The 20,956-nt window shown below is 58.9% G+C and carries 17 protein-coding genes; 5 read left to right on the top strand and 12 right to left on the bottom strand.

Features of this window, described 5'->3' with window-relative positions:
* Positions 1-1,224 precede the first annotated feature (1,224 nt).
* On the top strand, positions 1,225-3,837 hold the full coding sequence (locus tag QWI18_RS15730; RefSeq protein WP_369319229.1) for an AAA family ATPase: 2,613 nt from the start codon (positions 1,225-1,227) through the stop codon (positions 3,835-3,837).
* Positions 3,838-3,959: 122 nt separating this feature from the next.
* Here the strand turns inward: QWI18_RS15730 and QWI18_RS15725 are convergent, their stop codons facing one another.
* The 9 genes from QWI18_RS15725 to QWI18_RS15685 form a co-directional block, all read right to left on the bottom strand.
* Positions 3,960-4,871, bottom strand: a complete 912-nt coding sequence (locus tag QWI18_RS15725; RefSeq protein ID WP_369319228.1) for a restriction endonuclease — start codon at positions 4,869-4,871, stop codon at positions 3,960-3,962.
* A gap of 500 nt (positions 4,872-5,371) precedes the next feature.
* The gene (locus QWI18_RS15720) at positions 5,372-5,812 is read right to left on the bottom strand and encodes an HIT family protein (RefSeq protein WP_369319227.1); all 441 of its coding nucleotides are present in this window, start codon (positions 5,810-5,812) and stop codon (positions 5,372-5,374) included.
* Positions 5,809-6,660, bottom strand: coding sequence for a macro domain-containing protein (locus QWI18_RS15715; protein WP_369319226.1), 852 nt, complete (start codon positions 6,658-6,660; stop codon positions 5,809-5,811). The genes QWI18_RS15720 and QWI18_RS15715 overlap by 4 nt, the downstream gene beginning before the upstream one ends.
* Positions 6,660-7,169 carry a TIR domain-containing protein gene (locus QWI18_RS15710; protein ID WP_369319225.1) on the bottom strand — a complete coding sequence of 170 codons (510 nt, stop codon included), beginning with the start codon at positions 7,167-7,169 and terminating at the stop codon, positions 6,660-6,662. Before QWI18_RS15710 ends, QWI18_RS15715 begins: the two co-directional genes overlap by 1 nt.
* Positions 7,170-7,540: 371 nt before the next feature.
* On the bottom strand, positions 7,541-8,263 hold the full coding sequence (locus tag QWI18_RS15705; protein ID WP_369319224.1) for a helix-turn-helix transcriptional regulator: 723 nt from the start codon (positions 8,261-8,263) through the stop codon (positions 7,541-7,543).
* Positions 8,264-8,704: 441 nt separating this feature from the next.
* Positions 8,705-9,232 (bottom strand): inorganic diphosphatase, encoded by a 528-nt coding sequence (ppa, locus tag QWI18_RS15700; RefSeq protein ID WP_369319223.1) that lies wholly within the window; start codon positions 9,230-9,232, stop codon positions 8,705-8,707.
* Between the two features lie 107 nt (positions 9,233-9,339).
* Positions 9,340-10,158 carry a zinc-dependent peptidase gene (locus tag QWI18_RS15695; RefSeq protein WP_369319222.1) on the bottom strand — a complete coding sequence of 273 codons (819 nt, stop codon included), beginning with the start codon at positions 10,156-10,158 and terminating at the stop codon, positions 9,340-9,342.
* Positions 10,159-10,162: 4 nt separating this feature from the next.
* Complete coding sequence (locus QWI18_RS15690) at positions 10,163-10,810, bottom strand: DedA family protein (RefSeq protein ID WP_065988392.1); 648 nt, start codon at positions 10,808-10,810, stop codon at positions 10,163-10,165.
* A 366-nt stretch (positions 10,811-11,176) separates the two neighbouring features.
* Positions 11,177-12,697, bottom strand: a complete 1,521-nt coding sequence (locus QWI18_RS15685; protein ID WP_065988391.1) for an aldehyde dehydrogenase family protein — start codon at positions 12,695-12,697, stop codon at positions 11,177-11,179.
* A 313-nt stretch (positions 12,698-13,010) separates the two neighbouring features.
* Here QWI18_RS15685 and QWI18_RS15680 point away from each other — a divergent pair, with 313 nt between their 5' ends.
* The 4 genes from QWI18_RS15680 (at position 13,011) to QWI18_RS15665 (ending at position 17,562) form a co-directional block, all read left to right on the top strand.
* Entirely contained in the window at positions 13,011-14,915 is a 1,905-nt protein-coding gene (locus QWI18_RS15680) for a sigma-54-dependent Fis family transcriptional regulator (RefSeq protein WP_369319221.1), read from the top strand.
* 391 nt (positions 14,916-15,306) lie between these two features.
* Positions 15,307-16,656: a UDP-N-acetylmuramate:L-alanyl-gamma-D-glutamyl-meso-diaminopimelate ligase gene (mpl, locus tag QWI18_RS15675; protein ID WP_369319220.1), complete on the top strand. Its 1,350-nt coding sequence runs from the start codon at positions 15,307-15,309 to the stop codon at positions 16,654-16,656.
* Positions 16,653-17,282 (top strand): flavin prenyltransferase UbiX, encoded by a 630-nt coding sequence (gene ubiX, locus QWI18_RS15670; protein ID WP_065988388.1) that lies wholly within the window; start codon positions 16,653-16,655, stop codon positions 17,280-17,282. The genes mpl and ubiX overlap by 4 nt, the downstream gene beginning before the upstream one ends.
* Entirely contained in the window at positions 17,275-17,562 is a 288-nt protein-coding gene (locus QWI18_RS15665; protein ID WP_369319219.1) for a YceK/YidQ family lipoprotein, read from the top strand. Before ubiX ends, QWI18_RS15665 begins: the two co-directional genes overlap by 8 nt.
* Positions 17,563-17,700: 138 nt before the next feature.
* Here the strand turns inward: QWI18_RS15665 and QWI18_RS15660 are convergent, their stop codons facing one another.
* From QWI18_RS15660 to QWI18_RS15650, 3 genes are all read right to left on the bottom strand, one after another.
* Complete coding sequence (locus QWI18_RS15660; protein WP_369319218.1) at positions 17,701-18,342, bottom strand: oxidoreductase; 642 nt, start codon at positions 18,340-18,342, stop codon at positions 17,701-17,703.
* Between the two features lie 202 nt (positions 18,343-18,544).
* Complete coding sequence (locus tag QWI18_RS15655; protein ID WP_296306856.1) at positions 18,545-20,239, bottom strand: C13 family peptidase; 1,695 nt, start codon at positions 20,237-20,239, stop codon at positions 18,545-18,547.
* A 171-nt stretch (positions 20,240-20,410) separates the two neighbouring features.
* Positions 20,411-20,866 carry a MaoC family dehydratase gene (locus QWI18_RS15650; RefSeq protein WP_065988385.1) on the bottom strand — a complete coding sequence of 152 codons (456 nt, stop codon included), beginning with the start codon at positions 20,864-20,866 and terminating at the stop codon, positions 20,411-20,413.
* Positions 20,867-20,956 lie beyond the last annotated feature (90 nt).

The following is a 20,956-nucleotide window of genomic DNA, read 5'->3' as shown; positions in this document are numbered from 1 at the left end:
CCGCCATCACCGTGCTTGCGTCGCCCACCTTTACTGCCCAGAAAAATGAACTATTTGGTGTTATTGATGCGTTCGCTCAGCCGGTAGTAGTTGAGGTCTTGACTGGTGAGCGGCGATGTTGGTGTTTGCGGTGACTTATGACTAACTTCCTGTATGGAAAATAAAGCGGTTGTCCTCATCTCGGTTAGTCGCTCAGTCCATTGATCGCCGATCCAAGGGCGCAGGGAGGCGCCGCTTGGGCAGCGGTGCGCGGTACTCATATGAAGTTAAAACCTCGGCTTGTGGACGGCGCCGATTTTTCGTTAATTATTAGAAATATGAATTTTTCCAAGTTATCCCCTTCATTTGCCCCCCAATCGACTGAATCGTGATGTTGAGGCGCTAAGCGGTGGGAGATTAGGGCCTGTCACGCCTAGCGTGCGAATTACCCGTAAAATTGTACGCCTGGCTCTTCGAGACGCCAGGGGGCAATGAGGGGTATGCGGAATATGGCTGGATTATTTATCTGGTTACGCTCCGCAGTCGCTGAGATTTTGGCTGTGACTCTCGCGCATCTGTCAGAACTTTTCCAAGTGCCCCGCGCATGACTTGCTCGCCGTACCGCGCTAGAAACCCATCGACACCACCCACTTTGCTAGCGATGTGAAGGGACGCGGCATTTCCATGAATCATGCGGCCATCTTTGACAATGTGAAATGACGCTGCGTTCTCGTTTGGGTTACGCATATTAGTGCGTCCCCTAGCGACGCCGACGTTGACGCCAATTTTGCTATTGAGGAGATCAGTCGTTTTTCAAGGGGAGATGGGTTAAAAATCATGCACAGTTCCTCAATAGAGCCTACCTGCTTTGTGCTAGGTCACACGTCAGTGTCGAGTGGGTCTGATATGCCAGCCAAGGTAGTGGTACGTTCGCGTTCGGTCATGCCATAAAGCTCCTGCTCAAGCGCTTGCCGATCCTCCAGCGTAAACCAGCTCCGGCTAGGGGTAGCGACTCTATCTTTGTATCCGCTGCCATGTCCCCGTTCGCCATAGCCCTGGGTCCAAATATCTTATCGAGTTTCAACTCGTAGCGAATGGACGTTTGGCGCGTGCGGGCCTTGCTCACCTGGAGCATACCGTTCGACGGCGCAAATTTAGCCACCGTTACGGTGACTGTTGCTGTTGCTCTATTTCCTATAAGGCGCAAGACTCCGCTACTGCCAATTCAGGTACAAGGAGGTTCTGGTGTCGATCATTCAAGAAATCTATTCGTGGTCCCAAACCCTGCCGGTTTGGCAGCAGGACGCAATTGCTCGGCTTTACGCAAATCGAACGCTAACTCAGGAAAACAAGGATCATCTGTTTGCCTTGGCTAAGGCAGCATATGGAATTGACGATCCTGAGAATCGACAGCCAAGCAAGCTCGCTGCCGGTCAAGTCGCTGCACCTCCTGTACCTGATCGACTAGTACAAATCGGAGCGATAAAGCAGCTTTCAAATGTTAATGCTCTAGCAGCCGATCAGCGATTACCAATAGCACCGGTTGGAATGACCATCATCTATGGTGAAAATGGCACGGGTAAATCGGGTTACTCGCGAGTCCTTAAAAAAGCTTGTCGTGCGCGCGACCAGCGCGAGCCCATCCTCCCTGATGCAAAGAAAAAACCTGGCGACGTTGGTCCTCCCCAGGCGGTGTTCGAGGCCTTTGTTAATGGTGATCCGCTCGATCTTACGTGGACGTATGGTCATCCAGCTCCAGAGGAGCTATCGGAAATTGCTATTTTCGATACTCATTGCGCTCGTGCGTACATCGATAACCAAGGAGATTTTGCATATGCTCCGTATGGTCTCGATATTCTCGGCAATCTTGTCGCAGTTTCGAACGAAATAAAGGCCAGAGCCGTTCAGGAAAAGACGGCCAATGCGCCAAATGTCACTATGTTCTCAGCGCTTGCCGGCACTAATACTGCAGTAGGAAAACTCGTTGGCGGCCTTCTGGGAGCCGTTACTGCTGAGAACGTGATAGCGCTGGCGTCCATGAGCGATGCAGAGGTTGAGCGGCTTGGAACGTTGAATAAGACGCTTGCAGAGACTAATCCCAAACAGAGCGCCCAGGTTCTTCGATTACGAGGAACGCGCTTTACAGGGTTGGCAACGAAAGTTCAGGCCGCTCTAGCGGCACTCAGTGAGGCGAAGATCGAGCAGCTTCAAACCCTAGTCAATGCATCCAACATCGCCAAGTCGGCAGCGGAATTGGCCGCGCAGGAGTTTAAGCAGCGCCCAGGTCTGTTGTCCGGCACCGGAAGCGATGAGTGGAAAGCACTATTTGAAGTCGCTCGGACCTATGCGCTTCTCTCGCATCCTGATGATGAATTCCCGAACGTTTCCGCAGACTCGCTTTGCCCACTTTGCCAAAACCCACTGGGTGAAGAAGGTGTTTCACGATTGGCGGGTTTTGACGCTTTCGTTAAACAGGCAGCAGAGAAGGCAGCGAAGGATGCTAAGGCGTTAGCGGTGGCTTCGTACCGCTCGATTGAGACAGTTAACCTAGACCTTGGCATTGATGACGCGTTATCCAGGGAACTTGCGGATTATAACCAAGGTATTGCTGACGCCTGTCTCAGGCTACAAACGGCTCTCAGAGAGTGCCAGGCCAGCGCTCTAAAAGCGTCGGGTGGGAAGTTTGCCTGGGGGGACATTGCGCCACTACCCGGTGATGCTCACGCTTTGCTTACCGCAGCATCTGTTCAACTTTTAGCCGACGCAAAAGCACTTGAGGATTCGATTGATGAAAACGCAAGGGCCAAAATGGTCGTGGAGCAAGCTGAGCTTGACGCACGTCGCAGGCTCTGCGAGCTCAAAGCTGCAGCTATAGAAGCAATTGATAAACGAGTACATTGCTCGAAATTACAAGCCTGTATCGACTCTATTGTCACCACGGGCATTTCGAGAAAGTCCACCGCCTTATCGAATACAATGGCGACTGAAGAGGTTGTCACCGCTCTCAACGCTGGGCTCAAAGCACTCAACGTTCATGAGCTTCAAGTCGTAATGAAGCCGGAGTCTCCTGGAGGGCGGACACAATTTAAGCTTGCTCTACAGCTCCCAGGTGGCAGTCCTCCGTCTTCAGTACTCAGTGAAGGAGAGCAAAGGGCCATCGCTATAGCCTCTTTTTTGGCTGAGGTAAAGTTAGGTCGAGGGCTTGGGGGGATTGTATTTGACGATCCGGTCTCCTCACTAGATCACCGCCGCAGGTGGCATGTGGCTAGCCGATTGGTGCAGGAGTCTAAGCATCGGCAGGTGATTGTGTTTACTCACGATATCTACTTTCTGTGCATCGTTCAGCAGGAGGCTGAGCTTGCTGGAGTGCCTGCTGCGACTCAGTGCATTGGTAGAGGGGCGGCAGGTTTTGGAATTCAGACAGAGCGGCTGCCATTCGATACTCTAAGTACATCGAAGCGTGTTAAAGAATTGCGTCAGTTTCAAGCGCGGGTCGCTAAACACCACAAATTGGGCGACGAAGCTGAAACAACCCGTCTTACTCGTGATGCCTACTCTCATCTACGTATGGCGTGGGAGCGTGGCGTAGAGGAGGTTCTCTTCCAGGGCGTAGTGACTCGATTTATTGAAGGTGTATCCACGCAGAAACTGAAATATGTCGTCGTGGAGGATAGTGATTACGAAGCCATCAATGCAGGAATGACCAAAAGCTCAAAATTTGCGGGTCACGATCCTGCGGCGGCTGCTCACTTGCCGACGCCCCACCCAGATGAGCTGGGGGGAGACATAGATCAACTAGAAGCTTGGCGGGTCAGCGTCGAGGCTAGGAAGGCTGGCGTTGAGGCAAAGCGTAAGTAGGTGATGTCTAATTGAATCTGCGGGAACATCGATTCGATACCCGCTGGTACCACGCCGTGGGCGCCGATTCATCGGTCACAGCAGCGGGCTGTTCGCTCGATGCCGTGAGTTCGAGGTGGCATTCAATACTCCACGAAGTAATCGCTGTCCAGCTGCCTCACTTCGTATACCTGTCTTACGCTACAGCCGAGATTGTTTTCAACCATCAGCCTAGCCAGCTCCGGGCCGTCGATCAGCACTACCTTTATATCCAGGCTCATCGCCGCGTTACGAGCACCGTCCGAAAAGTCCGACGTGGTGATGAACACTCCTTTGCGAGCGCGCTGGCGGGTGAGGGCGCCAATGAACTTGTCGATCTCCGGGCGGTGTACGGTGTTGGTCCAGCGCTTGGCTTGCAGGTAAATGACGTCCAGCCCTAGCTTGTCCTCCTTGATGATGCCGTCAATGCCGTCATCGTTAGTTTGCTGCGTTGCTTGACCCGCTTCCTTGCGTGAGCCGCCGTAGCCCATGGCAATCATGAGGTCGACCACCAGTTGCTCGAAAAAGGTCGGCGACGCTGCCCGTACTTGGGCCAGCAGATCACCGGCTAGTGACTGCGTCAAAGCTTGATGTGCTGCGGCCAGTTGCTCATCAGGGGTAGCTTGTTCGGTCGGATCACCCTGCAAGATTAGCGGTGGACTGTCGGCAGGACTCGACGTATGAAAAGCTGCAAATTCGGGAAATTGTTTGAGCCAGCTAACGGTGATGCGTGCCGGGCCAGTGCTCAGGGCCTCCCGACCGCGTTCCGTGATCTGCACCATACCTTTGGTAGGAATGCTTAGAAGCCCGGCTTTGTTCAAATAAGTCCGTCCCCAGCCGACCCGATTGTTCATCACCGTCTGCTTACCTGATGGCAAACGCTCGCTGCGTTCGTCTTCACTGAGTTGGAAATCGCTGGCGATGCGCTCACGCAGTTCGCCCAAAGCTAGCGGGACGCCGTCGGCAACGGTGCTTAGTATCGGTCGCATGACACTTTGAAAATCCGGGATGGGCATCGATGACTTCCTTTTCAGTTGGCTAGCCTGAGCTGCGCATTGCAGCGCAGTTGTTCGTAATGAAGTAGGGCGTTGACCCCGACACTTTGCCACATCACGATGGCCAGCTTTGTAGAACTTCGCCATTGAAGCCTCATTCTGAGATGACTACGGCTACAGATGATATCTGTGGCTCCGGGCGTTTAACTCATGGTGGTATTCCGGCTGACAACTGTCCTCAGCCTTAGTAATGAGGACACTCGATGCCTATCGAATGATGGCATCGAGACTGGTTGCTCGATGCGCCGCATCTGACTAGCTCCTACTGGTGAACTACTAAGAAATCCTTAGTGGTTGGTTGTTCCAACGGTACGGATGCCGCGCAGATACAAGTCCGACGGACCAAGTGGGGTACGCGGCGCAGTTGATCCTCAAACCGAAGGGAGTGGTTGCGAAACAGGATTGGAAGCGATGTGGCACGCTGCTGGGGGGCGCCAGGTTCTAGTCCGGGTCCGTCTCTTCTAACTCCCCCCAACCAACCGCCGCGCAATCTCATCCGTCTCCATCACCGATATCTCCTGCACTTCCCCAAACTCCGTCCCCCCACCCGACAACGTCCCCGCCACATGAAAGTGCACATGCCCGATCGCCTGGCCCGCCGGCACGCCGTTGTTCTGCCAGACCGCAATCCCGGTTTTCCCATACGCCTTTTCAATCAGCCTCGCCGCATTGCGCACTTCCACCGCAACCGCTGCAACCTCCTCGTCGGTCATTTCCAGCAACGAAGGCACGTGGCGTTGGGGCAGCACCAGCACGTGCGGGTGACCCCGTTGTTCGCGGGTCACAAAGGTCGCGGTTTCGGTGGTGCACGAGAGGATGGTGTAGGGCCGTTTGCCTTTCAGGTACGCGCAGAACGCGCAGTCGGGGTTGTCCGGCAGGTCGAGGCTTGTTTCCCGGCTCATGATGACCTCAATGACGAGAGGAACGACTGCAGCTCCAGACGATCAAGTTTTCGGTAGTCGTCGGGGCGGACGACGATGCGCAGTTCGTCGCAGACCTTCGAGTTGCGGGAGGCGAACATGAACGAGAGCAGGGTGAAGCGGATGGCGTCCTGGGCGGGGAGCACGCTGGACAGTCGCGCCTGTCCGCCGCCGATCACCGGGATCGAGATCGTCCCGCCGTTGCCGCGCCGGGACACTTCGGCCCACAGCGCGAGCAAGCCTTTCCACACTTTGTCTGGCGTGGAGCGCGCGACGTTCTGGGCGTCCATTTCGCAGTAGGCCAGGAAGAAGATCAGCCGGTGTGCATGTTTGAGCGTCGCGATGGTGCCGACACCGTATTGCACCTGTTTGCCTGGCTTGTTGAGCGTGCCGACGCAGGGCGCGTTGACCAGCGCGTCGTCCAGGTGCCGATCAAGTTCTTTCAGGTCGCCGCCGTAGAGCACCTGCAGCGCCTGGCCCTGCAGGCTGGAAGTGGCAATGATGTTCGGCGTTTCCGTGTCGAAGGTGTCGTTGGTACCGATCACCAGATGGCCGTCTTCCTTAAGAAGGTCGCCGGGCACGATGGTGATCCGCGTTTTCGGCGCGTTGTATTCCTCGGCAATCGGGCGCGGCCATGCCTTAAACAACGCGGCGGAAACAGACGCCACGATGATTGCTATCAGGATGCCGACACCTTCCATCGCATGGCTGCCGGGGTAAATGACGTTGAAGGTCTGCATGATCGTCGACAGCCCGCCGACACAGGCGAACAACGCCACCAGAAAGTGGCGCCAGAAGCGCCATGTCTGCATGTCCTGAAGAAGGGGCATCAGATGCCCAGCCCGTCGTAGATTCTGCCGACATATCGATGGGGACCTTGCAGGTCGCTCTTCGCGTAACCCGCAACGTAGTTGTCCAGCGTGTACTGAATGATTTTGGGCTGGAAAGACACCGAAACGTTGAAGTGTTTTTGATCAATGAGCGGCTGGGGAATGTTGTCCATGACGATGTTTCTGCTCTGGCAGAGATTCGCGATGACGATGGGAAGATCCAGTTCGAGAATCACCTCGATTTCATAAGCAAGAAAGGAATCCCCGTCGCCGCCTTTGCGACGGCCATCTTCGCTGCCCAGAAAGATGAATTGTTTGGTGTTGTTGAGGCGTTCGCGCAGTCGGCGTTTGATGGTCTCGGGCGAACTGCTATCCCGTGCTTCGAACAAGTCATGGGCATTGAAGAAGTCGAAGTCGATTTTCTCGTTCTGTTTCCAGGCTTTCATCAGCCAGTAATGCTTGATGTCTTCACTGGCGAAGGCGATGTAAGTCTTGTTGCGATAACTCATGATGAACTTCCTGTAGTAAAGCGGAGGCGGTTGTCTGCTTCGTTGATCAAAGCGCTCATTCCATTGATTGCCGATTGACGCGCGCGCGGAGGCGCCGCGTGGATTAGCGGTTCGACGTATTCATGGGAAGTTAAAAAGCCGGCTTGTGGCCGGCTTCTCGGTGACGGGTTTGGTTAGTTTTTGGCTAACCGCACCCGTCCGCAAAAGTGCGCGCTGCGAGGAGGCGCTTGTCAGGTAGACAGGGCAGGTCACGGAGACGGTGCCAGGTCGATCACCCATCCGCGTGTGGCCGACTGGTGCTGAAACGAAGGCGTGCAGGATACCCATGTTGTTCGCGTCTGCCCAGTTCCGAAACACGCTCATTCCTAGCCTCACCGCAATGTGGCCGGATGGCGGCGGTTATTGAGCGTCGACCACCAGAAGATCCAGCCCAGGATCTGAATGTGCTGCGCCTGCACCTGTTCGGCGCTGAAAATCTCGTCCGGGTACTCGGCGCAATTGTGGCTGCGCAAGCGCAACCCGCCGCCCGGCAGGCGATACAGGTATTTCACCCGCAGCATGCCGTCGTGTTCGAGGGCGTACATTTCGCCATCGATGATCTGCACGCGCCCGCGATCAATGCCGATCAGCGAACCGTCCTGGATCTTGTCCGCCATGCTGTTGCCGACCATCGCCACGCAGATCGCGTTGTGCAGCTCAACGTCCATGGTTTCGAGCACGCGCCGGGACAAGCGCACTTTGTGGTTATGGATTTCGGCCACCGCGGTCCGGCCGGAGCTTTGCGTCTCCAGTTCGGTGTAGACCGGCATTTCCAGTTCTTCGCGTACGTTTCGCTCGGGCCGGGGTGGTTGAGTCTCTGCCTTTTGGCCAGTGTCCCGATCGTGTCCAGGGTGCTTGGGTCCCTCGCCACTGCGCAGCCAACGCGCGTTGACGCTCAGCAGTTCGGCGACTTCTTCAATACGCGCCATGGGGATGCCGCGCTTGAACCAGTTGTTCACGTGTTGCGGCGTAACTTTTCGGTTGGCGGCAAAGTCTGTTGCGGAGAGATGGCACTCTCGCAAAAGGCCGCGCAGTCGATCACCTGATGTATTCATGGGCCGAAGTTTACGGTGGGTTGAAGCTCGTTTAAATGAACGAAGTGTTCAAATGAGCAGGCCGTCATGCTTGAGCGTGAATGTAGGGATTACAACCTTCGGCTGTTTTTGTAGGCCGTTTCTTTCACTGTTTTCGTTTGCGTCAACAATGGCTGAAACCGTTGTCCTTCTTGGGTATGGGCGATTAACGGGCACAGGGGCCTGATTAAAGCGGCTGCCAGAGAAGTTTCAAACGCCCGATCGTGTTCAAAGAAGAAAATCATACGACGCAATTAAACACTCTGTGTGCACGAGGCGAGTTTTAAACATTTGCGTAACGACAGAGGACGAAAAAAAAGCGGGATGTACGGAGGAGGGGGGGTCAAAAAGCAGGAGGCGGGGACGTGCGGGTAAAAGGTGGCCCCGTCGAAGCGGCGAGCGCTTCGGCGGGGCACAACCGGATCAGCCCTTGTAGGCCGCTACCGATTTGGTGATCGCTTCGCGAGCGGCGTCAGCGCCAGCCCAACCTTCGATCTTCACCCATTTGCCTTTTTCGAGGTCTTTGTAGTTCGCGAAGAAGTGCTCGATCTGCTGGATCAGCAGCGCTGGCAGATCGGTGTATTCCTTCACGTCCACGTACAGCTGGGACAGCTTGTCGTGGGGGACTGCGATGACTTTGGCATCGCCGCCGCCGTCGTCGGTCATGTTCAGCACGCCGACCGGACGGGCGCGAATCACGGAACCCGGGGTGACCGGATAAGGGGTCACGACCAGCACGTCGAGGGGGTCGCCGTCGTCAGCCAGTGTGTTGGGGATGAAACCGTAGTTGGCCGGGTAGAACATCGGAGTGGCCATGAAACGGTCAACGAAAAGGCAGTCGCTTTCTTTGTCGATTTCGTACTTGATCGGCGCGTGGTTTGCCGGGATCTCGATTGCGACGTAGATGTCATTCGGCAGGTCTTTACCGGCCGGAATCTTGCTGTAGCTCATTGGGCTTTGCCCCCTTGGTTGACCATTCAGAATCTGGCATGCAACGCCAAAAAGTGGCCCGGATTATAGGCACATTCCTGAAGCGTTGCCATGCGTGACGGCGGGCTTCAGGCGTCGTGTTGAGCCTGATAGACAGGGTTGTCGTGCTGAAGTGCCGTCAGCCGCGCCAACGGATCCTGCCGATAGAACGCTTTCAGCTGCCCGTAGACGGCGGGATAGGCGTCGACGAGCAAATCCGGGGCGCTGAAGAAGTATTCGCTGATGACCGCGAAAAACTCGGCGGGGTTTTCTGCGGCATACGGATCGATGGCCGTCTCAGCGTCCGGGTTGGCGTCGAGTTGCCGGTTGAGATCGTCGTACGCGCTCTGCATGGCGCTGGCCCAGTCACTGACGCGCATGTCCGGGTGCAGCGGTGGCAGCCCGTTCGCCTCGCCGTTGAGCATGTCCAGCTTGTGCGCCAGTTCGTGGATTACCAGGTTATAGGCTTCCCACCCGCCGCTGGTCAGCACACCGGGCCAGGCCAGAATCACCGGGCCCTGGGACCACGCCTCACCGCTGTGCTCGCCATCCCATTCGTGCTCGACGCCGCTGGCGTCGCGATGGCGTTGCGGGCTGATGAAATCGTCGGCGTAGAGGATGATTTCGTGAAAACCCTGGTACCAGTTCAGATCGCCCAGGGCGAGCAACGGCAGTTGCGCCTGAGCAGCCAGAAACAGCCGCGATTCATCATCCAGCCCGACCCCTTCCAGCGCGGTCAAGTGTTTGGCCTGCAGGAACAGCACGCAACTGTCGAGCAAGTAGCGGTCCTCATCGGCCGTCAGCCCGTCGAGGATCGGCAGGCGCTGGCGTACGCGTTCCCACACCTGCGGATCGACCGGATGGCGGGCCAACGTGCGCCGTTTGCGCCATTCCCGGAACCACCACATGGCCTCAGCGCGCCTCGGCGGAGCGACCTGCGCGGCTGCGGATCAGACCGATGATCATCGGCAGCAGCGAGATCAGAATGATCGCCAGCACCAGCAGCGTGAGGTTCTTCTTGATGAACGGGATATTGCCGAAGAAGAAGCCCAGAGTGACCAGCCCGCCGACCCACAGCACCGAGCCCAGCACGCTGAACCCGAGAAAGCGCAGGTAAGGCATGCGGCCAAGACCGGCCACGAAGGGGGCGAAGGTGCGGATGATCGGCAGGAAGCGCGCGAGGGTGACAGTCTTGCCGCCGTGGCGACCGTAGAATTCCTGGGTTTTGGTCAGGTAATCGCGACGGAAGATTTTCGAATTCGGGTTGCTGAACAGCTTGTCGCCGGCCGTGCGGCCGATGATGTAGTTGGTGCTGTCGCCGAGTATCGCCGCCGCCATCAGCAGGCACGCCAGCAACACCGGGTCCATGCCGCCACCGGCCGCGACGGCGCCCGCGATGAACAGTAGCGAATCGCCTGGCAGGAAAGGCATGACCACCAGGCCGGTTTCGCAAAAGATCACCAGGAACAGGATCGCGTACACCCAGGTGCCGTATTGGGTCACAAGCAGGTCGAGGTAAACGTCGAGATGAAGAATAAGATCAAGCGGATTGAAATCCATTAGGCACCTGGTTTTGAGACCCGATCCGGGTCGTGCGGGGCGAAGAGGGGAAATGTGCGCGGCATTATAGAGGCATGCAATGCAATTATGGCGCTCGACATGCCGCCCCCTTTCACTCCCGCAGGGTTTGCGTCTGCTACGTGTCAACGGCGGGTACGAACCGGTAGGAGCGTGGCTTGTCCCGCGATCGGCTGCGAAGCAGTCGTAAACCTGCCGCCGCGCGATTATGGATAGCCCGCATTGGCCGGATTGCTGCCGCTGCGCGCCAGATCGCGGGACAAGCCACGCTCCTACAGGGTGCTAGTCGCTATCTGCCAACAAAAACGGCCTCCGAAGAGGCCGTTGCTTGTCACCCGAATACGCTGATCAAAAAAAGCCCAGCGGGTTGATGTCGTAGCTCACCAGCAGGTTCTTGGTCTGCTGATAGTGCTCGAGCGCGACCTTGTGGGTTTCGCGGCCGACGCCGGATTTCTTGTAACCGCCGAAGGCAGCATGGGCCGGGTACAAGTGATAGCAGTTGGTCCAGACGCGACCGGCCTTGATTGCGCGGCCCACGCGATAGGCGCGATTGATGTCGCGGGTCCAGACGCCGGCACCCAGGCCGAATTCGGTGTCGTTGGCGATGGCCAGGGCTTCCGCTTCGTCCTTGAAGGTGGTCACGCTGACTACCGGGCCGAAGATTTCTTCCTGGAAGACGCGCATCTTGTTGTTGCCTTTCAGCAGCGTCGGCTGGATGTAATAGCCGGTCGCCAGCGAGCCTTCGAGCTTCTCGACCTTGCCACCGGTCAGCAGCTCGGCGCCTTCGCCCTGAGCAATTTCGAGGTACGAAAGAATCTTGTCGAACTGCTGCTGCGACGCCTGCGCACCCACCATGGTGTCGGTGTCCAGCGGATCGCCGCGCTGGATCTTCAGGACCTTCTTCATCACCACTTCCATGAACTGCGGGTAGATCGATTCCTGAACCAGACAGCGGGACGGGCAGGTGCAGACTTCGCCCTGGTTGAAGAACGCCAGCACCACGCCTTCAGCGGCTTTGTCGATAAACTCCGGTTCGGCCTGCATGATGTCTTCGAAGAAGATGTTCGGCGACTTGCCGCCCAGTTCCACGGTGGACGGGATGATGCTGTCGGCCGCCAGTTTCATGATGTGCGAACCCACCGGCGTCGAACCGGTGAAAGCGATCTTGGCGATACGCTTGCTGCTGGCCAGCGCTTCACCGGCTTCGCGGCCATAACCCTGCACCACGTTGAGCACGCCTTTTGGCAGCAGATCGCCGATCAGTTCCATCAGCACGGTGATGCCCAGCGGCGTTTGCTCGGCGGGTTTGAGGACGATGCAGTTACCGGCGGCGAGGGCGGGCGCGAGTTTCCAGGCGGCCATCAACAGCGGGAAGTTCCACGGGATGATCTGCCCGACCACGCCCAACGGCTCGTGAATGTGATACGCCACGGTGTTGCCGTCGATCTCCGCAGCAGAGCCTTCCTGGGCACGCAGCACGCCGGCGAAATAACGGAAGTGGTCGACTGCCAGGGGGATGTCCGCGTTGAGGGTTTCGCGCACGGCTTTGCCGTTGTCCCAGGTCTCGGTGACGGCCAGCAATTCCAGGTTCTGTTCGATGCGGTCAGCGATTTTCAGCAGGGTCAGCGAGCGTTCCTGCACCGAGGTTTTACCCCACGCATCGGCCGCGGCATGGGCGGCGTCGAGGGCTTTGTCGATGTCTTCGGCGGTGGAGCGAGGGAATTCTGCGATTAGCTTGCCGGTGATCGGCGAAATGTTTTCGAAGTATTGGCCTTTGACCGGCGGCACGAATTCGCCACCGATGTAGTTGCCGTACTGGGTCTTGAAGGTAACGATTGAGCCTTCAGTACCGGGGTGGGCATAACGCATGGTGAATATCTCCTTGCTCTTGTGATTGTCTGGGGATAACGCGTTGCGGCGCATGACGAGGTCGCATGGGTAGAGCGTAGAGCAAAGCGCGGGCCACTGCCGTCCGGCCCCCGTTTTAGCGGGGTTTTGTCGATGCATCGTGCGGTTCTGGCCGCGTGATGTATCAACGTCGGGACGGCGGGAGTGACACTTTGTATCCTTTGCGTGACAGCTTGGCGGACCCCGCCTTTCGCAGCATTGCAATGAATCGGGGCGAGGAGGATGCTGATCGGCAAATCCTCCGCAGAGCCCTGGCTCAGGATGAAGAATAAAAATGCACAGTAATCACCTGACGCGCCACGCCGAACAAGTGTTGACCGTTGCCCAAGGCAAAACGCCCCATCACCTTGCTACCGACCCGTCTATTGCACGTTCATGGCTGCGCTGCCTGGAGGATTACCACCTCGACCCCGCGCAAGCGATGGCGCCCACCGTGCTGGAGCATGCGCGCGTGCTGGAGAGTCGCGAGCAGTTGCAGCAGGTCCTGACCATCGCCGGCGACGAGATGAACAGCCTTCATCGCCAGCTTGCCGGCGGCAGCGCGGTGCTATTGACCGATGCCCGCGGGATCATCCTCAACTGCGTGACCGAGCCAGGCGATCGGCGGATTTTCGAGCGCGCCGGCCTCTGGCTGGGGGCCGACTGGAGCGAGGCGCGGGAGGGTACCAACGGCATCGGCACCTGCCTGGTCGAGCGTCAATCGGTGACGATCCATCGTGACGAGCATTTTCGCGGCCGACATACCGGGCTCACCTGTTCGGCGAGCCCGGTGTTCGATCCCCATGGCGATCTGCTTGCGGTGCTGGACGTCTCATCGGCGCGTCATGACGTGTCCCGCCAGAGCCAGTTTCACACCATGGCGCTGGTGAATCTGTCGGCGAAGATGATCGAAAGCAGCTATTTCCTGCGTCATTTCGACGGTCAGTGGCTCCTGCGTTTTCATCTTCAGGCCGGTGCAGTCGGTTTGTTCAGCGAGGGGCTGTTGGCGTTAGACGGTGAGGGCCGCGTCAGTGCGCTGAACCAGAGCGCGCTGAATCTGCTGGGCTTGAGCCGTGGCGATCTGGTGGGCCAGGGCGTGGAATCGATATTTGACTGCTCGCTGGATGAACTGCTGGGCCGCGCTTCGCCGGAGGCTGCCGCCAGTTGGCCTTTGCGTACCCGTGACGGGCGGGGATTCTTCGCCTTACTGCGTGGGCAATCGCGTGCCGAGCTGAAGGGCCTTGTTAAGCCGATGGTCAGCACGTTGGCTGTGCCGCTTTTTTCGCACGACATCTGCCTGGGCGACGCGTCGCTGCAAACTGATTTCCGCAGGGCGCTGAAGGTATTCGAGCGCGACGTGCCGTTGCTGATCAACGGTGAAACCGGCTCTGGCAAGGAGGCGTTTGCCAAGGCAGTGCATCAGGCGAGTCAGCGCTCCGCCAAGCCGTTCGTGGCGCTGAACTGCGCGGCCATTCCGGAAAGCCTGATCGAGAGCGAGCTGTTCGGTTATCGCGGCGGCAGCTTTACCGGCGCGCGCAAGGAAGGCATGCGCGGCAAGCTGCAACAGGCCGATGGCGGCACGTTGTTTCTGGATGAGATCGGCGACATGCCGGTGGCCTTGCAGACCCGTTTACTGCGAGTGCTGGAAGACCGGTTGGTGGTGCCCATCGGCGGCGAGCCGCAAGAAGTGGATGTACGACTGATCAGCGCGACCCACCGGAATCTGCTGGAGCGCGTGGAGGATGGCAGCTTTCGCGAGGATTTGTTTTATCGGCTTAATGGGCTGGAAATCGCCTTGCCGCCGTTGAGAGAGCGGAGTGATAAGGCGCAGTTGATGGAGTTGTTGCTGAAGCAAGAGGCGGATGGGCTTTCGATTGTGATTGAGGCGAAGGCGAGGCAGGCGCTGCTCGACTTCAACTGGCCCGGCAACGTGCGGCAGATGCGCAACGTGCTGCGGACCCTGGCGGCGCTGTGTGATGAGGGGCGGATTGGTTATGAAGATCTGCCGGCGGCGATTCGGCAGGGGAGTGCGCAGACCAAGCCCGATGAGGCCCATTCGCCGTTGGACGATGCCGAACGCGCAGCGCTCATCGCCACCCTGGACGCCCAGCGCTGGCACATGACCCACGCCGCCCGGGAGCTGGGGGTGAGCCGCAATACGCTGTACAGAAAGCTGCGCAAGCATGGGATCAATCGCTGAGGTTCTGGGTGGATGAAACCGGTGTGAATGCTCGGAATTCTGCGTGTGCATGCGGTCCCCTGTAGGACCGGCTTCAGCCGGGAAGAGCCCGGTTTGAGCGCCATCAATTCTGCAGTGTGCGATCTGACGTCTTCCCGGCTAAAGCCAGTCCTGCAGGGGGATCGCGGTCAATTTGTGGGACCGGCTTTAGCCGGGAAGGCGCCAGGCGTCACACCGCAGGGGGCACTGTCTGAAGCGGGGACAGATTAATTTACGGTGAAGCGTTGTAAATAAATCAGTCCCCTTCAACCTTCAGTTCCCTTCAACCAGTCTGATCGAGCACCCTCAATTCCCCCGTGCGCATCCACTGCCTTCTACGCTAACCTGCGGCCCATGTTCTAAGAGGTCGGTCATGCACATTCATATTCTGGGTATCTGCGGCACGTTCATGGGTTCGCTGGCGGTGCTCGCCAAGGATCTGGGCCATAAAGTCACGGGCTCCGATGCCAACGTCTACCCGCCGATGAGCACGCAGCTCGAAGCGCAGGGCATTCAGTTGATGCAGGGTTACGACCCTTCGCACCTCGAACCGGCACCGGATCTGGTGGTGGTCGGCAACGCCATGTCGCGCGGCAATCCTGCGGTCGAACATGTCCTGAACAAGGGCCTGCCCTATGTTTCCGGGCCGCAATGGCTGGCCGATCACGTCCTTCGCGGTCGCTGGGTGCTGGCCGTCGCCGGCACCCACGGCAAAACCACCACCAGCAGCATGCTCGCCTGGGTGCTGGAACACGCCGGCATGGCCCCGGGCTTCCTGATTGGCGGCGTGCCGCAGAACTTCGATGTCTCGGCGCGCCTGGGCGAAACGCCATTCTTCGTCGTCGAGGCGGATGAATACGACAGCGCCTTCTTCGACAAGCGCTCCAAGTTCGTCCACTACGGCCCGCGCACCGCCATCCTCAACAACCTGGAATTCGATCACGCCGACATCTTCCCCGATCTCCCGGCCATCGAACGGCAGTTCCACCACCTCGTGCGCACCATCCCGAGCGAAGGCCTGGTCATCCACCCGACCACCGAGCCCGCACTTGAGCGCGTGATTCAAATGGGCTGCTGGACGCCGGTGCAGACCACCGGAGAGGGCGGTCAATGGCAGGCGAACCTGCTCAGCGAAGACGGTTCAAAATTCGAAGTGATTTTCGAAGGTGCGGTCCAGGGCGTCGTCGATTGGGGCATGACCGGCCAGCACAACGTGGCGAATGCCTTGGCGACCCTCGCCGCCGCCCGCCACGTTGGCGTCGTGCCACAGCAGGGCGTCGACGCGCTGAGTGCGTTCAAGAGCGTGAAGCGGCGCATGGAGAAGGTCGCCGAAGTGCGCGGCATCACCATCTACGATGACTTCGCCCACCACCCGACCGCCATCGCTACCACGCTGGATGGACTGCGCAAAAAGGTTGGCGATGCGCCGATCATCGCCATCGTCGAGCCGCGCTCCAACTCCATGAAGCTCGGCGCCCACCGCGACGGCCTGCCGGAAAGCGTCGTCCAGGCCGATCAGGTGGTCTGGTATGCGCCGGCCAATCTGGGTTGGGATCTGGCGGCAACCGCCGCGGAGTGCACCATTCCATCGTTGGTGTGCGACAGCCTCGACGGCATCATCGAGCTTGTGAAAAACCAGGCCGAGCCCGGCACCCACGTGGTCATCATGAGCAACGGCGGCTTCGGCGGCCTGCACGGCAAGCTCGCGGAGGCCCTGCGATGAGCGGCCCGGAACGCATTACCCTGGCGATGACCGGCGCGTCCGGCGCGCAATACGGCCTGCGCCTGCTGGACTGCCTGGTGCGCGAGGACCGCGAAGTACACTTCCTCATTTCCAAAGCCGCGCAGTTGGTCATGGCCACCGAGACCGACGTCAATCTGCCGCCCAAACCGCAGATGATGCAGGCCTTCCTCAACGAATACACCGGCGCGACAGCGGGCCAGATTCGCGTGTACGGCAAGGAAGACTGGATGTCGCCAGTGGCGTCCGGTTCAGGCTCGCCGAGTGCGATGGTCGTGGTGCCGTGTTCGACCGGGACCTTGTCGGCAATCGCCACGGGGGCCTGCAACAACCTGATCGAGCGCGCTGCGGACGTGACGTTGAAGGAGCGTCGGCAGTTGATCCTGGTGCCCCGCGAGGCGCCGTTCTCCAGCATTCATCTGGAGAACATGCTCAAGCTGTCGAACATGGGCGCGGTGATTCTGCCGGCGTCGCCCGGTTTCTATCACCAGCCGCAGACGATCGACGATCTGGTGGATTTCGTCGTCGCGCGGATTCTGAACCTGCTCAACATCCCGCAGGACATGCTGCCGCGTTGGGGCGAGCATCATTTTGGCGCCGATGAATAAGCTCGTTGTCCTTGCGCTGGGCCTGTTGCTGACGACAGGCTGCTCGACCGTGCGCACCCTCGACGCCAATCAGCCCGGCGCACCGGTCGTTTATGCCGGCACGCGACTGGATCTGTACGCCATTGAAGGGGGCTGCTGCGAGAGGGAGCGCTTTGGCACCGAGGCGCCGAAATACCCGATGCTCGACCTGCCCGGTAGCGCGCTGCTGGACACGCTGCTATTGCCATTGTCGATTCTGACCGCGCTGGGTGTGGGGTTTCAGGCGACGGGCGGGATGTAACTCAGAACGGCGATCCCTGTAGGAGTGAGCTTGCTCGCGATTGCGGTCTGACCGTTCCATTAATGGTGACTGTCAGAACCTGATCGCGAGCAAGCTCACTCCTACACCGTTTGTGTCGTCAGGTGGATCAGCTTGGCGCTACTTCCCCAGCCGCCGCAAATCATCCGATTCAACCACCCGCACGCCGTCCTGCTCTTCCAGCGCCAGGCGCCATAGCGCGCGGGCGAGGTTGCAGGCTTCGATGCCGCCGTATTTGCCGGGAATCAGCTTGGCGAGAGGCGCGGCCAGCTGTTCCACAAACCGTTGATCCTGCCGCTCGCCAATCAGCAGCGACGGTTGGGCAATGGTCAGTTGCGGCCAGCCCTGAAGCTTCAGCGCTTCTTCCATCTCGCCTTTCACACGGCTGTAAAAGATGCTCGATTGCGGGTCCGCGTTCACTGCGCTGATCACCAGCAAATGACGCGCCCCCAGCTCGCGAGCACGTTTGCCAAACGCTACGACCATGTCCAGATCGACGGCCCGGAAGGCATCCTGGGAGCCGGCCTGTTTGATCGTGGTGCCCAGGCAGCAGAAGGCGATGTCCACAGGACCTTCGAGGGTGGGCAGCAAACGCTGGAGATCGCCGACCGGGTTTTCCAGACGTGGGTGTTCAGCCAGGGGACGACGGCTGGGGGCGAGGAGGCGGGTGACAGTGGGTTCGTTGAGCAGGCGGTCGAGCAAGTGCTCGCCAGTCAATCCGGTAGCTCCGGCAAGCAAGATGTGCTGAGGCGTCAAGTACATGATCTTTCTCCCTTGATACGCCACAAGCATAGGCGCTGTACCGGAACAGACTGCGGGCGTAGCGGGAGGGTTTCACAAAAACACATGAAATGTTCGCGCATCCCGCACTTGGGCCTGGATCAATCTGTCGGAACCGGTTTACAGGCGGACCCGCCCGGCCCCTTCCCGGTTGAAGCCGGTCCTGCATCAGGTGCGATGGGACTCAGCGTCGAACGGTATTCAGCGCGCGCTCCGCCTGACTTTTGCGCAGCTGCCGCCAATGGTTGACCACGCCTTTCGGTGCCCACATCTGCGGCTCGGAGGCTTCGAAGCTTTCGTCCGTTTCACGCTGAGCGACGATGTCTTTTGCCTCATTGAATGCTTGCACTAGATCGTCGGTTTCCACCAGCGCCTTGCCGAACAGCGCCTCGCCGAAGTAGGTGAAATCCGCCTCTTCAGAACAGCCAAAGGACACCCGGTCCTCACGGGATGCGGTAATCACCATCGTCCGCTCGTCCTTGATCGCCGGAATGAAACCGCCCGAATAGCACGCGGAAATCACCACCACCTTGTCGCGATTTTTCAGCGGAGCCAGCACGCCGGCCATCTCGTTGGCGGGCAGGTCGGACAGCTCCAGGCGCGGCTGATCCAGCACCAGCTCGTGTTCATGGGTGCCGTGACTGGTGAGGTAAATGAAGATCAAATCTTCCGGACCACTGCGCTTGGCCAACGTCTGCACGGCGCGGCTGATGGTTTCGCGGGTTGCCAGCGGGCGATCGGCCATGTGATCGCGATGGTTGACCAGCGTGATCTGGCCAAACGCACCGAAGCGCGTGGCGAGCAGCTTGTTCACGTAATCGGCCTCGCGCAGAAAGACGCTCTGCTTGCCATCGCCACCCACGACAAGACTGTACAGCTCGATGGCCGGCGTGGAGGCGGGCACGGCGGCGAGGGCTTTTTCGACCAGTGCGCCCTGGGCGAGCAGGCCCATTTCCAGTGGGTCCGGCAGCAGCTTGCCGGCCGCGTCGCGCACGCGCTGGCCGTTGGACCAGGTGCCGCTCTGGACTTCGCCGTCCGCCGTGGTCAGCACGCCGCTGCCTTGATAGTTATCGTTCTCGAACTGGCCGATGTACACGCTGCCGTCCGGGAGCTTCAGGCTGCCTGAGCCTGCGAAGCGCCAGTTCTTGAACTCCCCTTGATAGCGGGTGCCATCGGAGCCGATCAACTCGCCCTTGCCGGTGAACGCGCCATCCTTGAACTGCCCCGACCAGACATCGCCATCGGCGTTTTCGTAGCGACCGCGGCCATTGAGCTGGTTGTTATGGAAGCCGCCGACGTACTGATCACCATCGGCGCTGTTGAAATTGCCCGTGCCTTCAAGCTGGCCATCGACGAACTTGCCGCTGAACTGGTTGCCCGCCGAATCGTTGCGCTGGCCTTCGCCGTTGGGTTTGCCGTGGGCGAACTGGCCCTGATACTCGCTGCCGTCGTCCAGTTCCAGATGACCGGCGCCGTCGTACAGGTCGGCCTTGAACTCGCCGCGATAGCTCATGCCGTGCTCTTTCAGCGTGCCTTCCCCGTCGCGCCGCCCCAGCTTGTAGCCGCCGACGTAACTGCCGGCGCTGGTCGTCAGCGAGCCCTGGCCATGGAAAAGCCCGTCCTGAAAACCGCCGCGGTACACGTCACCGTTGCTGGCGTGCCACTCGCCCTGGCCGTTCCATTGCCCGCTCTTGAATTCCCCGGCGTACCAGCTGCCATTGGGGTAATCGATCCGGCCCTTGCCTTGCAGCACGCCATTGATCACGTCGCCGCGATAGCGTCCGCCGTCGGGCAGGCGAGCGTCCGGGGGCAACAGCGATTCGCCGTCGCCGCAAGCGGTAAGAAGGAAGGTCAGGGCCAAAGGAGCAAACGCGCGCATGGTAAATCCCGAAAAAAAAATGTTTCGGCGTGATCTGATCGCGTACGTGTATCGAGTCGCTCACACAGCCGCAGCGAGTATGCCGCAGCGAGGAACGCTCATGAAACAGTCTGTTACGACTGTTTCATGTTTCTGGAAGGTTTGCAGAGGCTTTGTAGAGGGACGGCGGGGTTATACGAAGCACAGCGAAAGCGGTTCAGCAATGAACGCGGGCTTGTCCAGGCCTTCGATTTCAAGCGTTGCCGTGGCTTTGAGCAGCCATTGGCCGGGCTTCTTTTCGGTGACCTGCGCCAGCGTGACTTTTAGACGAACGCGCGAATTCACTTTCACCGGCTGAATGAATCGCACGCTGTCCAGGCCATAGTTGATCGCCATCTGCATGCCTTCGGGTACGACCATCAGGGACTCCATCAGCTTGGGGATCAGCGACAGCGACAGAAAGCCATGGGCGATGGTCGATCCGAACGGGGTTTGCGCTGCTTTGACCGGATCAACGTGGATAAACTGAAAGTCGCCGGTGGCCTCGGCAAACAGATTGATCCGCGCCTGATCGATGGTCAGCCATTCGGAGCATCCCAGGTCCTTGCCTTCATAGCGTTTGAGTTCTGCAACGGGTACGTGGGGCATCGCTACTCTCCTTGTCAGTTATTGTTTTTGCGCGCGATCTTCACAGGCACGGTGGCGTCGGCGCTGTTATTGCTTGGCATTGAAGATCAG

This window comes from Pseudomonas sp. W2Oct36, assembly GCF_041060465.1.
Taxonomy (GTDB): domain Bacteria; phylum Pseudomonadota; class Gammaproteobacteria; order Pseudomonadales; family Pseudomonadaceae; genus Aquipseudomonas; species Aquipseudomonas graminis_B.
This window is presented reverse-complemented; position numbering and strand designations above follow the sequence as displayed.

What these genes read in the sequence shown, in the direction of transcription:
- ppa (WP_369319223.1), bottom strand. Translation starts at nt 9,232, where the DNA reads ATGAGCTACAGCAAGATTCCGGCCGGTAAAGACCTGCCGAATGACATC.
- QWI18_RS15725 (WP_369319228.1), bottom strand. Translation starts at nt 4,871, where the DNA reads ATGCCCATCCCGGATTTTCAAAGTGTCATGCGACCGATACTAAGCACC.
- QWI18_RS15655 (WP_296306856.1), bottom strand. Translation starts at nt 20,239, where the DNA reads ATGCGCGCGTTTGCTCCTTTGGCCCTGACCTTCCTTCTTACCGCTTGC.
- QWI18_RS15680 (WP_369319221.1), top strand. Translation starts at nt 13,011, where the DNA reads ATGCACAGTAATCACCTGACGCGCCACGCCGAACAAGTGTTGACCGTT.
- QWI18_RS15705 (WP_369319224.1), bottom strand. Translation starts at nt 8,263, where the DNA reads ATGAATACATCAGGTGATCGACTGCGCGGCCTTTTGCGAGAGTGCCAT.
- QWI18_RS15665 (WP_369319219.1), top strand. Translation starts at nt 17,275, where the DNA reads ATGAATAAGCTCGTTGTCCTTGCGCTGGGCCTGTTGCTGACGACAGGC.
- ubiX (WP_065988388.1), top strand. Translation starts at nt 16,653, where the DNA reads ATGAGCGGCCCGGAACGCATTACCCTGGCGATGACCGGCGCGTCCGGC.
- QWI18_RS15650 (WP_065988385.1), bottom strand. Translation starts at nt 20,866, where the DNA reads ATGCCCCACGTACCCGTTGCAGAACTCAAACGCTATGAAGGCAAGGAC.
- mpl (WP_369319220.1), top strand. Translation starts at nt 15,307, where the DNA reads ATGCACATTCATATTCTGGGTATCTGCGGCACGTTCATGGGTTCGCTG.
- QWI18_RS15690 (WP_065988392.1), bottom strand. Translation starts at nt 10,810, where the DNA reads ATGGATTTCAATCCGCTTGATCTTATTCTTCATCTCGACGTTTACCTC.
- QWI18_RS15710 (WP_369319225.1), bottom strand. Translation starts at nt 7,169, where the DNA reads ATGAGTTATCGCAACAAGACTTACATCGCCTTCGCCAGTGAAGACATC.
- QWI18_RS15685 (WP_065988391.1), bottom strand. Translation starts at nt 12,697, where the DNA reads ATGCGTTATGCCCACCCCGGTACTGAAGGCTCAATCGTTACCTTCAAG.
- QWI18_RS15715 (WP_369319226.1), bottom strand. Translation starts at nt 6,660, where the DNA reads ATGCCCCTTCTTCAGGACATGCAGACATGGCGCTTCTGGCGCCACTTT.
- QWI18_RS15695 (WP_369319222.1), bottom strand. Translation starts at nt 10,158, where the DNA reads ATGTGGTGGTTCCGGGAATGGCGCAAACGGCGCACGTTGGCCCGCCAT.
- QWI18_RS15660 (WP_369319218.1), bottom strand. Translation starts at nt 18,342, where the DNA reads ATGTACTTGACGCCTCAGCACATCTTGCTTGCCGGAGCTACCGGATTG.
- QWI18_RS15720 (WP_369319227.1), bottom strand. Translation starts at nt 5,812, where the DNA reads ATGAGCCGGGAAACAAGCCTCGACCTGCCGGACAACCCCGACTGCGCG.